Source organism: Paenibacillus sp. RS8 (genome assembly GCF_041956825.1).
In the GTDB taxonomy this organism is placed as follows: Bacteria; Bacillota; Bacilli; order Paenibacillales; family Paenibacillaceae; genus Paenibacillus_AQ.
Genome location: NZ_CP168131.1, coordinates 6596354 through 6612040, shown reverse-complemented (window position 1 = coordinate 6612040; position 15687 = coordinate 6596354). Strand labels below are relative to the sequence as shown.

Genomic DNA, 15687 nt, shown 5'->3' with positions numbered 1-15687 from the left:
TAGGGTGTCTATGATAAAGAAAAACAAATTGTTGAGCGTAAGTATGACTGCTGCATTATCTGTGGGTCTATTAGCAGGCTGTGGCTCAAATGGTGGAACAGACAATACAAACAAAGCGGCTGGAGACAATACAAAACAAGAGCCGATTACACTTACATGGTTTGATTCAAATACTAAGGGTGAGCCTTTTACTGATGCTGTCGCCCAAGAAATCACTAAAAAGACTGGCATTGAGATCTCCATTCAGCAGCCAACAGGAAATCCGACAGAGAAGCTAAGCTTGATGCTTGCCAGCGGTGACTATCCAGATGTGGTCGTGATGAGCCGTGGGGATGCTTCACTTGATAAATACATCACAAGCGGCGCCTTCATTCCACTCGATGAGCTGATTGAGAAGAATGGCCCTGATATCAAGGAAATGTATGGCGACACACTGACCAAGACTCGTTATAAAGACGGAAAGAACTATTACTTGGCTAACTGGTATGGACTAGACAGTGATCCAGTCTTCGGGATGCTGATGAGAAAAAATCTGCTTGCAGATCTGGCTCCGGACAAAGCAGATGGCAGAGCACCGCTTACAACAGATGAATTAGAAGCGATTTTGAAGGATTTTAAAGCAAAAAATAAGACGATTGATGGAAAAGAATCCATTCCAATGACCATGAACGGCGAGAATATGGGCGCCAACCTTGGAACATTCAAAGGCATGTGGGGTCTGAAAACTTACTATGATAACAATGGAACATTGCAATATGATGTTAAGGATCCAAAATATCGTGAAATGTTGCTCTACGTAAATAAATTATACAGAGAAGGTCTGATTGAGAAGGAATTTGCTATTAGCAAAACGCAAACTTGGGTTCAAAAGCTGGCTACTGGCGCAGTATTCTCCACACCAGGCGCTTACTGGGATCCAGGTAACGGGAACGGAACTTTGAAGAAGGATGGCGGAGAAGATAATCAGCTCTTCCCATACAAGGTTGTTGCCCCTGGAGTAGACCCTGCCCAAACGACATTTGGACCAAGAAGCTCGCTAGGATGGGATGCCATCGCTATTACTAAGAATAACAAGCATCCTGAAGAAACAATGAAGCTATTCAATTTCTTGGCAAGCGATGAAGGACAGCATTTATTGCTGTGGGGCCAAGAAGGCGTTCAATACACTATGGTAGATGGTAAGAGACAACCGGATCCTGCATTCTTGGATAGCTTCAAGGAAAACTGGGACGACACAGTGAAGAAGAGCGGTGTTCGTAAATGGTTGTGGTTTATTAAGAATGGTCTAGATGCAAATGAACAGCCTTACGATATGGCAGTTAAATATCAACGCAGTGAAGTAGATCAGATGGCGATTAAGAGCCTTGGAGATTCTGTATGGGATACTGCGGAATATGACAATTTGAGCCCTGACGGCGGAACACCTGAAGCACTAACTGCACAGAAGGTAAAAGATATTATGGATCAAAGCATTACTAGAGTAATCATTGCTCCTTCTGAAGCCGAAGCCAACGCTACATTCGATAAGATGCTTGCGGATATGAAAAAGGCTGGGGATGAAAAAGTAGAAGAAATCATTAACCAGAAGCACGCAGAACGTATGGAGCTGTGGAATTCAAAATAAGCACTGCTGGATAATAAGTTCAATATCTTGATATGTAAGGGCTTCCTCTCTGTATTAGGCAGAGAAGGAGCCCTTTTGCTATGTTTACGAACAGTTAAACTAGTCTATTGGCATGCGTATTTTTGCGGAAATCTAGCGGGGCTTGGTGATAGTATTTTTTGAATTGATGATAGAAATGGCTGACATTCTCAAAGCCGGATTCCAGGGCGATTTCGACCACACGCAGTTCAGTAGTAAGTAGCAGATTACGCGCCACGTTGAGCCTTAGATGGTTGATAAATTCTGTTGGTGTCTGATTTAAATATTGGCGGAAGGCCCGGTTGATATGACCGACGCTTCTGCCCGACAACTCGTACAAGGCATGAAGGCCTTTGTTTAAGTTTTCTTTTAGATGCATCTTGGAAACAGCATGTTCAAGCCACAGCGGGAATTCTGGCTGCTCGATGGTTTCTGGGGAGAAAAAATGCTGGGTAAGCGTATCTACGAGTATTCCTTTCAGATATATCCTGGACTTTACTTTGTCTAAGGCAGAGAGCATTCGGATGCGTTCGAAAGAACGAATGAAATCATCCATCTCCAGTTGAGACAGCATAGCGATGCTAGGAATCGGAGTATTTAATAGCCTATGCAGGAACTCTTCTTCATTCAGGTAACTAAAGGCGTCATTAATGAGGCTTTTTCGGCAGGGAATGTTGAGAAAGCGGCAATCGCTATCCCCATCAGCTTCATATCGATGAGTATCATCGGGGCGGATGAAGACAAGACAGCCAGATTGGAGAAGCTGGGTAGCCCCGTTAACGATATGCCGGCATCGGCCTTCAGTGAGTATAAAAAATTCATAAAAGTCATGTGTATGTTCAGGGGATACCTGACTTAGGGACTCGACCCAGAAGGGATCAGCTAACAATTCGGGATTAATGTGGCTTGCCTCGGTGTATTTGATCATGCTCTTCCTCCAGCATTTGATGATGTTAAAATAGCACACTATTTTCGTGAACACAATAGAAGAAAAATATACATATTATTGTTAAGGTTTTAATACAAGAAGTCAAAATAGAACATGTGTGGAGGCGGAAAAATGCAACTTGTCAATCTTAACGGGAAATGGCAAATGAAACGGCTTGATCATCCGAAATGGCTGGAGGCCAGCGTGCCAGGCTCTGTCTACCATGATTTGTTGAATGCCGGAGAAATGCCAGATCCGTTCTACCGGGAGCAGGAGTATGAGGTTCTGGAGCTGTCCAATTATGATTACGAATATCAGCGTACTTTTCAGCTGGAGGCTGGAGTGCTAGAGCATGACCGCGTATTTCTGTTATGTGAAGGGCTGGATACGCTTTGTGAGCTTTACTTGAATGGAACGAATATTCTGAACAGTGACAATATGCATCGGACATATGAAGTAGATATTAAGTCTGCATTGATACTTGGTGAGAATATCATTCACGCGATTTTCCGCTCCCCGGTAGAATTTACATTAAGGAAGCAAGCGGAATTGCCGCTTAGCGGATGTGCTGATGCAGTAGAGGGGATCTCTCATCTGCGCAAAGCGCACTCCATGTTCGGGTGGGATTGGGGTCCGAAGCTGCCCGATCTGGGAATCTGGCGAAGTCTCTCCATTCAGGGTTATAACTCTGCTCGTCTTGACGATGTTTATATTACACAATTCCATGAGAAAGATAAGGTCAAGCTGGATGTTCGAGTAAGAACAGAGAGCTGGCAGAAAGCTGATCGGGAAATCGTGGTCAAAATTCATACCCCAGCAGGCCAAAGTCTTGAGCATCGTGTGTCTGAGACAATTGGAACGGATCATCATATTACATTTGAAATTACCGAGCCAGAGCTGTGGTGGCCGAATAATCTCGGTGCTCAGCCACTGTACAATGTAGAGGTTGTACTTGAGGAAAAGGCGAAGGAACTAGATCGAAGAGAACTGCGGATTGGACTAAGAACCATTACTGTGAAGCAGCAAGAAGACCAATGGGGAGAATCTTTTGCTTTCGAAGTCAACGGTGTGCTTATTTTCTCTACAGGTGCCGACTATATTCTGGAAGATAATCTTCTGCCTCGCGTGACTAGAGAACGCACAGATCGCTTGCTTCAAAGCTGTGTGGCTGCCAATTTCAATACAATTCGCGTATGGGGTGGTGGTTATTACCCGGATGATTATTTCTACGACCTTTGCGATGAATATGGTCTTATCGTCTGGCAGGATCATCTGTATGCCTGCGGCATCTATGCTCTTACCGAAGCTTTCGAGGAGAACATCACGCACGAGACTATCGATAACATGAAGCGTCTTCGCCATCATGCTTCGCTAGGCTTGTGGTGCGGCAATAACGAGCAGGAGCTGGCTTGGGACGAATGGGACTGGGAGAAGCATTACTCCCTGCAGCTTAAGGCAGATTATATTAAGCATTATGAGGTGCTTCTACCGGCAATCGCTAAAGAAATTGATCCGAATACCTTCTATTGGCGTGCTTCCCCCTCCTCCAAGGGTAGCTTTGACAAGCCAAATGCCGAGAATTACGGAGATATGCATTACTGGGGGGTCTGGCATGGGAAAGAACCGTTTACCGATTACCGGAAGCTATATCCACGCTATATGTCTGAATTCGGATTGCAGTCTTTTCCGGGCTTGAAGACTATCGAGTCGTTTACGCTGCCGGAGGATCGGAATATCTTCTCTTATGTCATGGAGTCCCATCAGAAGAACAATACCGGGAATGAGAAAATTCTCTACTATATCGGGGAGACTTACAAATATCCGAAGGATTTTGAGTCTGTGCTATATGCCTCGCAGTTGATCCAAGCAGAAGGGATGCGCTGCGGCGTTGAGCACTGGCGTAGACATAGAGGTCGCTGTATGGGGGCATTGTATTGGCAGTTGAACGACTGCTGGCCGGTAGCTTCTTGGTCCAGTATTGACTATTATGGCCGGTGGAAGGCTATGCATTATGCGGCTAAACATTTCTTCGCGCCGATTCTTGTTTCTGCCCATGATGAGGGAACGAAGGTCTCCCTTCATGTGTCCAATGAAAGCAGAGAACAGGTTATTGGTGAACTGAGTTGGAGACTGCTCACTCGTGCATCGGAGGTCTTGCTGGAAGGCACAAAGCCGGTGGAGATTGCCGCGTTAAGTACTGCTGAGTTCGAACAGCTTGATTTCACCCACATGCTGGATACGAAAAGGAAGAAACGTGAGACTTATCTGGAATATGCTTTTAAGGTAGACGGCAAGACGAAGAGCGGTGGAACGGTCCTGTTTGTTAAGCCGAAGCATTTTAGTTTTATTGACCCTGAGCTTGAAGCCGTACTCATTGAGGAAGAAGAGCAATTTGTAATTACTGTGAAGGCGAAGGCCTATGCTCGTTTCGTCGGCTTAGACTTCAGGGAAAGAGATGCCATCTTCAGTGACAACTATTTTGATATGTCGGGAGATACAACAAGATCCATTACAATCGCTAAAAAAGACCTTGATAAGCCAGCCACGGCCGAGGAACTGCGTGCACAGCTTACTATACGCTCCGTTTTTGATATTTAAGCAGGAAGTATTGAGGAAGAGTCTCCCTAGTGGGGCTCTTTTTTGTATGTATTTTTTTACTATAGCCGTTAATAATCATTTTATGTTTTGCTAGAACTTAATCTCACATGTGATAAATGTTAGAGGTCAATATTTTACTATTCAAGGTATAGATATTCAGATTGTATCCCCTTCCAATTATCTTTAAAATAGACTTCAAACAACGAGATAAATTAAGCCGGTTACATTACAACAAGATCTGATAAGAAGAGTAGGAGGATATTATGAGTATTTATTATGATGACAGCCGCAAGGTATTTCATTTACAGTCCCAGCAATCTAGCTACGTGATCGAAATTGTTAGAGGTGAGCTTCCAGCGCATGTCTATTGGGGACCTAAATTAGAAGGAATCAAGCAGCCGTTGCATTTGGTGGAACGTTGCTCCTTTAGCCCGACCTACACAATGGAGGACAAGAAGATCTCCCTCGACACGATTCCAAGTGAGTTTCCGTCTTATGGGAATGGTGATTTCCGGGAACCGGCGCTTGAGGTTCATTTGGTAGATGGTACGACCGTTACGGACTTCCTTTATAAGAGCTATAAGATCAATAAAGGAAAGCCTGCATTAAAGGGGCTGCCATCCACCTATGTTGAAAGTGAAGAAGAAGCAGAGACACTGGAACTCGTTCTTCAGGATGACAAAACCGGACTGATTGCTGTATTGAGCTACACTGTATTTAATAATCAGGATGTGATCACACGTTCTGTGCGAATTGAGAATCAAGGGAAAGAGAATGTGGTGCTGAAGCGTGTGTTAAGCGCAAATGTTGATTTCCATGATTCTGATTATGACATGCTGCAATTATCTGGTACTTGGACAAGAGAACGTCATATCCACAAAAGAGCTCTCGTACCTGGTATCCAACGAATTGACAGTAAGCGCGGCGCTAGTAGCTCCCAACAGAATCCTTTTATGGCCTTGCTTGCAAAAGATGCAACAGAGGATCACGGTGAAGTATACGGGTTCAGTCTTGTGTACAGCGGAAGCTTTCTTGCGCAAGCGGAAGTGGATCAATATGGAATTTCCAGAGTGGGCATCGGTATTCAACCGTTTAATTTTCAATGGTTGCTTGAACCGGGAGAATCCTTCCAAGCTCCTGAAGCTGTGCTGGTAAGATCCAGTGAAGGACTTGGTGGATTATCAAGAACTTACCACCGTCTGTATCGGACCCGGTTATGCAGAGGCGAATTCCGTGATCGTAAGCGTCCTATTCTCATCAACAACTGGGAAGCAACCTATTTTAATTTCAATGCAGATAAAATCAAAGAAATTGCTCAAGCAGGCAAAGATCTCGGCCTTGAACTGTTTGTCTTAGATGACGGCTGGTTTGGGAAGCGAGACAATGATGATAGCTCTCTCGGAGATTGGGTAGAGGATCGCCGCAAGCTTCCAGAAGGTCTAGGAAAACTCGGAGAAGATATTACGGCAATGGGCATGGAATTCGGACTATGGTTCGAACCGGAAATGGTATCGCCGGAAAGTGATCTTTATCGTGAGCATCCGGATTGGTGTCTTCATGTACCGGAGCACAAAAGAACGTTAGCTCGCCAGCAGCTTGTTCTGGATTTATCCCGTAAGGATGTATGTGATTATATTGTGGATTCGGTTAGCTCCGTGCTGTCATCGGCTCCGATTACTTATGTGAAATGGGATATGAACCGGAATATGACGGAGATTGGATCTGCTCTTCTGCCAGCGGAACGTCAACGCGAAACGGCTCACCGTTACATTCTTGGACTTTATGATGTGCTAGAACGAATCGTCAACCGTTTCCCACACATTTTGTTCGAAAGCTGCTCCGGCGGTGGTGGACGATTTGATCCAGGCATGCTGTACTATATGCCACAGACCTGGACTAGCGATGATACAGATGCGGTTGAAAGATTGAAGATCCAATATGGAACAAGTATTGTGTATCCTTCAAGTTCTATGTGCGCTCACGTATCGGCTGTCCCTAACCATCAGGTGCACCGTATCACACCTTTGGAAACCCGTGGTCATGTCGCGATGTCGGGTAGCTTCGGCTATGAACTAGATATGACCAAACTCACTGAAGCTGAACGCGAAGATATCCGCAAGCAGGTTTCTGAGTACAAGGAACTGAGAATGCTGATTCAATTCGGTGATTTCTATCGACTGCTTAGTCCGTTTGAGGGTAATCAGACGGCGTGGATGTTTGTTTCGGATGATAAAAAAGAAGCCTTCGCCACGTACTTCAGAGTGCTGGCTGAGCCTAATGCACCTCTCCGCAGATTGCGGTTGAAAGGACTCGACCCTGCTAAAAACTACAAACTTGAGCTTAACGGTGAAGTATACAGAGGGGATGAGCTGATGCACTTCGGACTCTCACTTCCACAGCTTGAGGGCGATTTCAAAAGTTTACTATTTGTACTCAAAGAGGTTTAATAAGAAAAGGAGTAAGCCACTGGCTTGCTCCTTTTTTATATGGATCAATTTTCAAAAAACACATGTTTGGTTAGGAACTCTAGATCCTGTTCTCGATAGGTCGAGGGATTAACCCCGAAATAGGAACGGAAAACTTTCCCGAAATAGCTGGCATTGTCAAATCCGGTTTCCGTGGCGATCTGGTTGATGCTCAAATCTGTTGTTTTAAGTTTAGATGCTGCCAACTCAATCCGCCTTCTTTTTAAATACTCAAAGGGTGAAAGATTGATGTTTTTTTGAAACAGTCTGCAAAGGTGATGTTTAGAAACGCCAACATGCGCGGCGACATCATCTAAGCTTAGATTATTATTATGCAGATCCTCCTTCATAAATTGAATAGCGGCGTGAAGCTTGTCATTTTTTATATAGGTGGTTAACATATTAGGTTTCTTGAGATATTTCTCCACGGACAAGATCCATTGAAAGACTTTTCCCGTTAAAAGATGCAAATCCCTTTCTTCATGAACCTGTATGTCCTTGAAAATGCTCCACAATAAATCTATCGAAACTGATTCCTGGGGGAGTTCAATAATTGGACCGCAATGCGCGGCAAGTTGGCTCCACAGTGAAATCGCTAAAGGACCCCGCAGATTGAGCCATAAAAATTCCCAAGGCTCGGTGCCATCTTCCGGATAATAGTACCTGTGTATACTGGGGATAGTCACTAGAAAAGCTTTGCCCTTCGTTAATCGATGAACAACCCCATCTATTTCAATTCTACCCTCTCCCGATAAGGTGTACTGAAAAATTACACAGCTTCTCTCCGTCCGATTCTGGCCGTTGAATGAATAGGCAGATGAATCAACTTGTTCCCAGCCGATAGAATCAAACAGAAGCATGGATGCTTCTTCTTCTGAGCGAAAGGTGTAGGAGGAACGTAACATTAGCAGCTTTCCTTTCCAGAAAGACTTTTGAGTATAGATCAATAATTTACTAAAGAGAATTTACTTTATCTTAAGTGTAAACGCTTTGGTGAATCTCATCAACAAAGTAAAGGAGGGGTTCGTCACAAATCACAGATTATTTAATCTGTTGTCTTCGATATTGATAGGGAGTGATACCATACTGATCTTTGAATAGCTTAATGAAATATTGAGGCTTTTTGTATCCGACTAGATGTGAAATATCGAGCACATGTAAGTTTGAACCGATCAATAGTTTGGAGGCCTTTTCCAATCTTTTGAATGAAATAAAGCTTGATAAATTTTCACCCGTTTCTTGCTTATATAATTTAGACAGGTACACCGGATGAAGGTGAACAATTTTTCCTAAGTCCTCCAGACTCAAACACTCGTTAATATGATCGGAGATATAGCTTTGAATCGTATGCACAATATTGTGATTGGAGAATTTAGCACTTCTATCTAATTGGGTGATGCTCTGCAAGATCGATTGGAGAGCTGTACCCGGATCTGTTAATTGATTGAATATCCAGTCTGGCGCCTCGGTTAATTGTATCTTTGGGGTTATGCAATACAACATATGAATCAATTCCAGAACATACAGACACTTATGCTTTCGTGATGTGAGCTTAGCAAAGTTCTTCATTAAATCTTTTCTCGTAAGCTCCCATTCTCCGGGTTCTAATTTGGGAAGAATAGCAAGGTCACGCAACATGGCAAAGTCACTGACCATTACATTTTCATTGAAAAAGAAGTGATGAAAGATATGCCGAACAGTATTCCTCTGAGAAAACTCAAACACCTCTGAAAAAGCTATAGGAGGGATGTTACTTGCGAGACTCACGGTATTAGACTTCTGAATAATACCTGTGATAACCGAGGGAGTGCTCCAAATAAAGCTTTCCAAACCGTCACAATTGTCTCTAAGCGTCATCTCATCTTTCTCAGTCGAATTTGGGATATGAAAGAAGCAAAATTGTTTATTACGTAGAGCAGTATTATAGGTGCTAAAGTCATTGCATGCAGAGGGGTTTTCACTAATAACGGACAGTAAGTAACCAAGACCATCTAGCTTTTCCCATTCCACTAAGGCTGTTGACTGCTTCTCAATACTCTCAATTACTTGACTCATAGCTTTTTCCATATCCTCTTTATCCACGGGCTTGAGTAAATAATCTAGCGCTCCGAGACGGATAGCTTGTTGTGCATAATCAAATTGTGAATAACCGGAGAGAAAAACTACCTTAGTTTTGATCTTCATTTCATGTATATGCTGCAATAAATCAATGCCTGATACTTCAGGCATACGAATATCTGTAATCAGAATATCCACATGATTTTGATTGAGGAGTTCCTTGGCTTCAATTGAATTTGTTGTAGTCTCAACATGTTCGATCCCGAATTTGCTCCAATCCAGCAGGTGTTTTAAATACTCAACAATGTAATGCCCGTCATCAACGATCAATAATCGCATGTTGTCCTCCTTCTTCAAGCGAGAAATCTATGAATGCCAGAACGGATAAACCGCCCCAATCATTGAGGAAAAAGCGCAGTCCACTTAATTCGCCATACGCGTTTTTGAGGCGATGATGAATATTCCAAAGACCGATCCCTCTAGCTCCTTCAGGGGGAGATTCATTCTCAAGTCTGATCATTAGCTGGCTTATTTCGTCAGGTGTAAGTCCTTTTCCATCATCAGCTACAATTATCATCGCCCCGGTATCGAGAGGTTTTACATCTATAGAAACGCGATAAGCGCCTTGATGCTCTTCAATGCCATGTTGAATCGCGTTCTCGACAATAGGCTGAATTATGAGTGGCATAATACGCTGATCTCCCAGCTCTGGGGGCAGGTTGATATCATAATTTATTTTTTTGGAAAGAGACATTATGGATAAAAAATGATCCGCAAGCTTTAATTCAGAGGCAAGTGTGACATCATCTGAGTTCATTTTTGTCAGATAACGATAGTATTCTGCTAAATGCTTGCTCATCTGCATCACAGCTTCCGGTGATGTTTTTGCCACAGCCATAATAAAGAACAAATTATTATAAAGGAAATGTGGATTGATCTGGGCCTGAAGTTGCTTTATTTCAGCGTTTCTTCGAAGCTCAGTTTCAATCTTTAGTGAAGAAAATAGAGCTTGGATTTTGGCCACCATATGGTTAAAACTTTTAAATAAACTATAAAACTGATTGTCCGGATTCTCACTAATTCGGGTGCTGTAATTCCCTTGTTCCACTTGATTGAACTTCTTGTCTAGAAGATACACGTTTCTATAATAATTTCGATAGAACATAAAAATTACGATAAGCCCAATGATTAGAATAACTAGGATACTGACAAAGAAAACTTGTTTATTCTGGTTAAGCGGATTCAAGAAATCACTCATACGCGTATAGGTGACAAGGTACGTATCGATAGGCTCAATATACTTAGAAAGGACATAATAATCGTCACCATTGATATGATAATCAAACTTTAGTATCTCTTGTGTGTTGGGTGTAATCGTTTCTTTGACCTTTGCCTCGATATGGCTATCCACGGCTTTATTACTTATCATTAAGCTTTTGTTTACGAGTAAAAAGGCATTGGAGCTCTCGCCGTTAACCGCTTTCTCAAGCAGGCTTGCTAAATATTCTTTTTTTAACTTAACGCCCACAATGTATTGAATATTTGCGGGATTTGTAGGCTCATGAATATACGGATAAATCGAAAAATAATACAAACTGTTATTCACGATCTGCCAACCTCGCTGAGTTACTGTCTCAAAGGGCCTTTTGGCTAGTGAATCATGACCAGTGAAAATAAAGGTGCCATCCGATTTCCAGTATATTCCTATGGATTCCACGGCTTGGCTAGAGAGAAGTGGAGCCGATATCCGATCGTAGATATCGTTTTTTTTCATTTGAGCATCGTAAACGTTCAACTCTTGGATTCGGCCCTGATAGAAGCGGACGGAGGTGTCAGCGGTATACTGGATGCCGTATAAGCTTGCCTCTGATATGATCCCGTTCATAATGCTCTCCGTGTAGGCAAGCTGATTTTTGGAAGAGTTAACTAAGCTTTCTTGAATGGTTTTTGATCCAAGGGAGTTCATCACGAAAAACAAGCTTAATGTAAGCAAAAGAAAAAAGACGAAAAAGTATATGAACCGTTTCATATTCACTTTTTTAATCATATTCATTTCCCCTGTCGCTACGACTGACTTTTCCTAGATTTAGTATAAAGAGATGTAAGAACATAATAATCCATAACTTCTAAAAGAAAAAGGAAATAGAATTCTCGAAATGAAAGCGTTTCTAAACATGTTTAGCGTGTGGCTATGATGTTTAGATTGAGACATTTTAGCATGAAAGCGCTTTTGTTATCATTAAACATGAAAGAAATGAGCAACTGAGAATGAAGCATGTAGAAGGGGGTAAGCACAATAGGACAGGTAATCAATACCCAGGTCAAACAGGGGAGAAAAGTCGACGTTCTAAAGAGAAAGAAGAATCCTTGGAAAAAGGAAATCAAGAAAAATTGGCCTTTGTACATTTTGTGTATCCCGGCATTAGTATTCGTTCTAATTTTTGCATACGGCCCTATGGTTGGATTGATTATGGCATTTCAGGATTACAAGCCGTGGCTCGGACTTACAGGTTCAACTTGGATTGGGTGGGATAATTTCGCGAGAATATTTCAGTATAAAGAAGCGACGCAGTCTATCTACAACACTCTTATTATTGCCGTAATCAAAATTATAGTCGGGATTATCGTTCCAATTTTCATGGCAATCCTCTTAAGTGAAATCAGAAATATGGGGATTAAAAAGAGTATCCAAACGTTAGTATATTTACCGCATTTCTTATCTTGGGTAACGGTTGCCGGAATCATGATCGATATCTTAGGTCTTGACGGCGGTATCAATCACCTTCTTACGAATTTATTGGGAATCAAACCGATATACTTTTTGGGCGATCCGACGCTGTTCAGACCTACGATCATTATTAGTGATTTATGGAAGAACTTTGGGTTTGGCATGATTGTCTACTTGGCGGTCATTACAGGAATTGATCCTTCTTATTATGAGGCTGCTGAGATAGACGGTGCTTCACGGCGTCAGCAAATACGTCATGTTACGCTACCAAGTATGATGCCGATGATCATTGTAATTGCTACGTTAAGTCTTGGTAATATTCTAGATGCTGGATTCGATCAGATTTTCAACTTATACAATCCGCTTGTATATAGTACGGGAGATATCATTGATACTTACGTCTATCGCTCCTCATTATTGAATGGTCAATACGGGTTCGGTACTGCTGTGGGCTTGTTTAAATCGGGTATCAGTTTCATCTTAATTGTTATTTCCTATCGAATTGCATACAAGGTTGCCAACTATAAAATATTCTAAACCGACGTTTTTTAAGCGAGTCTATTATAAAGAAGATGTACTGAAGTATCGCTTAAAAAACTTTTAGGAGGAGTGGGAGTGTATTATAAGTCCAAAGGATATAGGATATTTTCGATTTTCAATCATATCCTTCTGATTCTGGTAGCATTATCTTGTTTACTACCAATGCTTCATTTGTTAGCACAATCATTTAGTAGTAAGACGGCGATTAATGGTAATTTGGTATCCTTCTGGCCGGTTGATTTTAATGTGGATGCCTATGTCAAAACCTTTAATAACTCTAACTTTACGGGTTCCATGTGGATTTCCGTGATAAGAACCATTATGGGGACATTCATCAGTATGTTCATTATTACGACTGCTGGGTATGCCTTATCGAAAGATTTTCGGGGACGCAATGCTTTAATGTGGATTTTTATATTCACTATGTTGTTTTCGGGCGGGTTGATTCCTTCTTATATATTAGTCACTAAGCTTGGATTAAAAGACACGATCTGGTCGCTTGTTCTTCCAGGTGCTTTTGGAGCTTACAATTTGATTCTGATTATGAACTTCTTTAAGACGATCCCCAAGGCGCTTGAAGAAGCGGCGTTTATCGATGGAGCTTCGTTCTTCGTCATCTTCCGGAAAATCTATCTTCCGCTCTCCTTACCCGGATTGGCAACCGTTGGATTGTTTATCATGGTTGGGAACTGGAATGCTTGGTTTGATGGAATTTTGTATATGTCGAATACAACCGATTATCCGTTAGCTTCGTTCTTACAGACCGTAGTTGTACAAGGTTCAGCGCAGAGTATGGCACTTAGTCAATCCGAAGCGGCGGCTTTGTCAGAACAAAGTATAAAGGCTGCCCAAATATTTATTAGCACACTGCCGATCATCCTGGTGTACCCTTTCCTGCAAAAATACTTCGTAAAAGGTATCGTTCTGGGTGCGGTAAAAGAATAAGGAGCAAACAAATAAAAATTTTAATTTGAAGGAGATTATCGATGAAAAAAACAGGTGTCTTACTTACAACCACTGCATTGATGGCGGGATTGCTTGCGGGGTGCGGCTCTGATGGCAAAGAATCTAACGCTGCAAAATCCGTGCTCAAAGATGGTAAATATGATCCTGCAATTACTATAAGCATTGCCAAGCAACAAGATGAGAATGCCGGTAAATATATCAATGGCGAGAGTTTGAATGACAATGTGCTAACCCGTTGGGGTGTCGATAATCTAGGGATTAACATTCAAACTACCCTTTTGGGTGGTGATGCGTCCCAATACAATACAAAACTTCGTTTAGCACTTACGGGTTCTGAGAAGCTCCCTGACGTCTTGCCTGTGTATGATACCTCTCTAGAGAACGATTTGATTCAATCAGGGCTTGTAAAAGATATTGCGGATGATATTAACAAATATATGCCGGATCGTCTAAAAGAAATTTATAAGCAATATCCAACCACCTTCAATCCGGTCGTACAGGACGGCAAGGTTTATGGTATGGCGATCTCCCCTAATCTAACTGAAGGTCAGGTCCTGCTTATCCGTCAAGACTGGTTAGATAAATTAAATTTGAAAGCGCCAACTACAATAGAAGAATTTGAAACGGTTATCGCTGCCTTTACGAATGATGATCCGGACGGTAATGGAAAGAACGATACTTATGGATTTGATTTCTCAGGAAAAGACTCTTATAACACGGGTTGGGTAAGTGATTCTGTTATGATTTTTAGTGCTTTCACAGGAAAGAACCTCCCAGGTCAATGGTACAACGACAATGGAAAGCTTACCTATGGTTCTGTTGCTGACGGTACAAAGGAAGCGTTAGCTAAACTTCAAGATTGGTACTCCAAGGGATATTTAAATAAGGAATTGGCTACTCAGGGTGCATGGGATGCACTGGCTGATTTCACTGAAGGAAAAGCAGGGATTATAATGGGGCGTCCTTGGCTCTATGGCAGTGTTAAAGATGTGGAAACCAATGTAAAAGGCGCTAAAATTAAAGCCTATCCAACCATTAAGGGTGTAAATAGCGATCGAACTTACCAATCAGGTCAACAAAATGACGGTGTCTTCATGTTCAATAAAGATTTTAACAATATGGAAGCTTTCTTCCTGTATTATGACAAGCTTTATGATGCTGCCTTTGGTACCGGGGATTTCAAGTATGGTTATGCTCAGGGATATGATTACGATATTGTGAATGATGAAGTAGTCTTTGATTCCAAGAAGTTCAATACTCCGCTGGATGCTGCTCAAGGTGTGGGCAAGATGGCATTTACCAAGAATACACCAAGTGTGGATGGTCCAGGCCAATCTTTCTATGATCTTTCCAAAGGCACGGAAGCAAGCAATGGAGTCTTGATTAGATCAGCTTCGAATGATGAAACGACCAAAGAAGGATATGTAATTTCTTACGAGAATAGTGAAGCCTTGCTTCCAAACGCATTCAACGGACCACCGACTAAGACTATGCAGACTTCATGGGAACAATTGAATACGATGGAAAAGGAGGTCTTCACCAAAATTATTTACAGCAAGGAACCGCTAAGTGCGTACGATGATTTCGTAAAACAATGGCATGAAAAAGGTGGCACGAAAATCACTGAAGAAATTAATGAATGGTACAACAATGCCAGCAAGGTTGATGTAATGTCTCAAATGGGGTTGAAATAAGCTCTATAGGATTACTAATGAAGAGTTTCTTCTAAAGCAGCAGGTTCAGTTAAGGTCATCCTTGGCCG

Annotated in this window: 10 protein-coding genes; 6 read left to right on the top strand and 4 right to left on the bottom strand. The window is 42.1% G+C overall.

The window, feature by feature from the left end; translation table 11 throughout:
• Positions 1-10: 10 nt before the first annotated feature.
• Positions 11-1624: an extracellular solute-binding protein gene (locus tag ACDZ28_RS31040; RefSeq protein WP_375105443.1), complete on the top strand. Its 1614-nt coding sequence runs from the start codon at positions 11-13 to the stop codon at positions 1622-1624.
• A 94-nt stretch (positions 1625-1718) separates the two neighbouring features.
• Here the strand turns inward: ACDZ28_RS31040 and ACDZ28_RS31035 are convergent, their stop codons facing one another.
• Positions 1719-2570 carry a helix-turn-helix domain-containing protein gene (locus tag ACDZ28_RS31035; protein WP_375103586.1) on the bottom strand — a complete coding sequence of 284 codons (852 nt, stop codon included), beginning with the start codon at positions 2568-2570 and terminating at the stop codon, positions 1719-1721.
• Positions 2571-2702: 132 nt separating this feature from the next.
• Here ACDZ28_RS31035 and ACDZ28_RS31030 point away from each other — a divergent pair, with 132 nt between their 5' ends.
• Together ACDZ28_RS31030 and ACDZ28_RS31025 are read left to right on the top strand one after the other, a co-directional pair.
• On the top strand, positions 2703-5168 hold the full coding sequence (locus ACDZ28_RS31030; RefSeq protein WP_375103585.1) for a glycoside hydrolase family 2 protein: 2466 nt from the start codon (positions 2703-2705) through the stop codon (positions 5166-5168).
• Between the two features lie 263 nt (positions 5169-5431).
• Entirely contained in the window at positions 5432-7615 is a 2184-nt protein-coding gene (locus tag ACDZ28_RS31025) for an alpha-galactosidase (RefSeq protein WP_375103584.1), read from the top strand.
• Between the two features lie 44 nt (positions 7616-7659).
• Here ACDZ28_RS31025 and ACDZ28_RS31020 read toward each other — a convergent pair whose 3' ends face one another.
• The 3 genes from ACDZ28_RS31020 to ACDZ28_RS31010 form a co-directional block, all read right to left on the bottom strand.
• A complete protein-coding gene (locus ACDZ28_RS31020) occupies positions 7660-8493 on the bottom strand; it encodes an AraC family transcriptional regulator (protein WP_375103583.1) in 834 nt (277 codons plus the stop codon).
• Between the two features lie 181 nt (positions 8494-8674).
• Positions 8675-10030, bottom strand: a complete 1356-nt coding sequence (locus ACDZ28_RS31015) for a response regulator (RefSeq protein ID WP_375103582.1) — start codon at positions 10028-10030, stop codon at positions 8675-8677.
• Positions 10011-11738, bottom strand: coding sequence for a sensor histidine kinase (locus ACDZ28_RS31010; RefSeq protein ID WP_375103581.1), 1728 nt, complete (start codon positions 11736-11738; stop codon positions 10011-10013). The genes ACDZ28_RS31015 and ACDZ28_RS31010 overlap by 20 nt, the downstream gene beginning before the upstream one ends.
• A 408-nt stretch (positions 11739-12146) precedes the next feature.
• Between ACDZ28_RS31010 and ACDZ28_RS31005 the strand changes: the two genes are divergently transcribed.
• From ACDZ28_RS31005 to ACDZ28_RS30995, 3 genes are all read left to right on the top strand, one after another.
• The gene (locus ACDZ28_RS31005; RefSeq protein WP_375103580.1) at positions 12147-12956 is read left to right on the top strand and encodes an ABC transporter permease; all 810 of its coding nucleotides are present in this window, start codon (positions 12147-12149) and stop codon (positions 12954-12956) included.
• Between the two features lie 78 nt (positions 12957-13034).
• Positions 13035-13904: a carbohydrate ABC transporter permease gene (locus ACDZ28_RS31000; RefSeq protein WP_375103579.1), complete on the top strand. Its 870-nt coding sequence runs from the start codon at positions 13035-13037 to the stop codon at positions 13902-13904.
• Positions 13905-13945: 41 nt separating this feature from the next.
• Positions 13946-15619 carry a hypothetical protein gene (locus ACDZ28_RS30995; RefSeq protein ID WP_375103578.1) on the top strand — a complete coding sequence of 558 codons (1674 nt, stop codon included), beginning with the start codon at positions 13946-13948 and terminating at the stop codon, positions 15617-15619.
• Positions 15620-15687 lie beyond the last annotated feature (68 nt).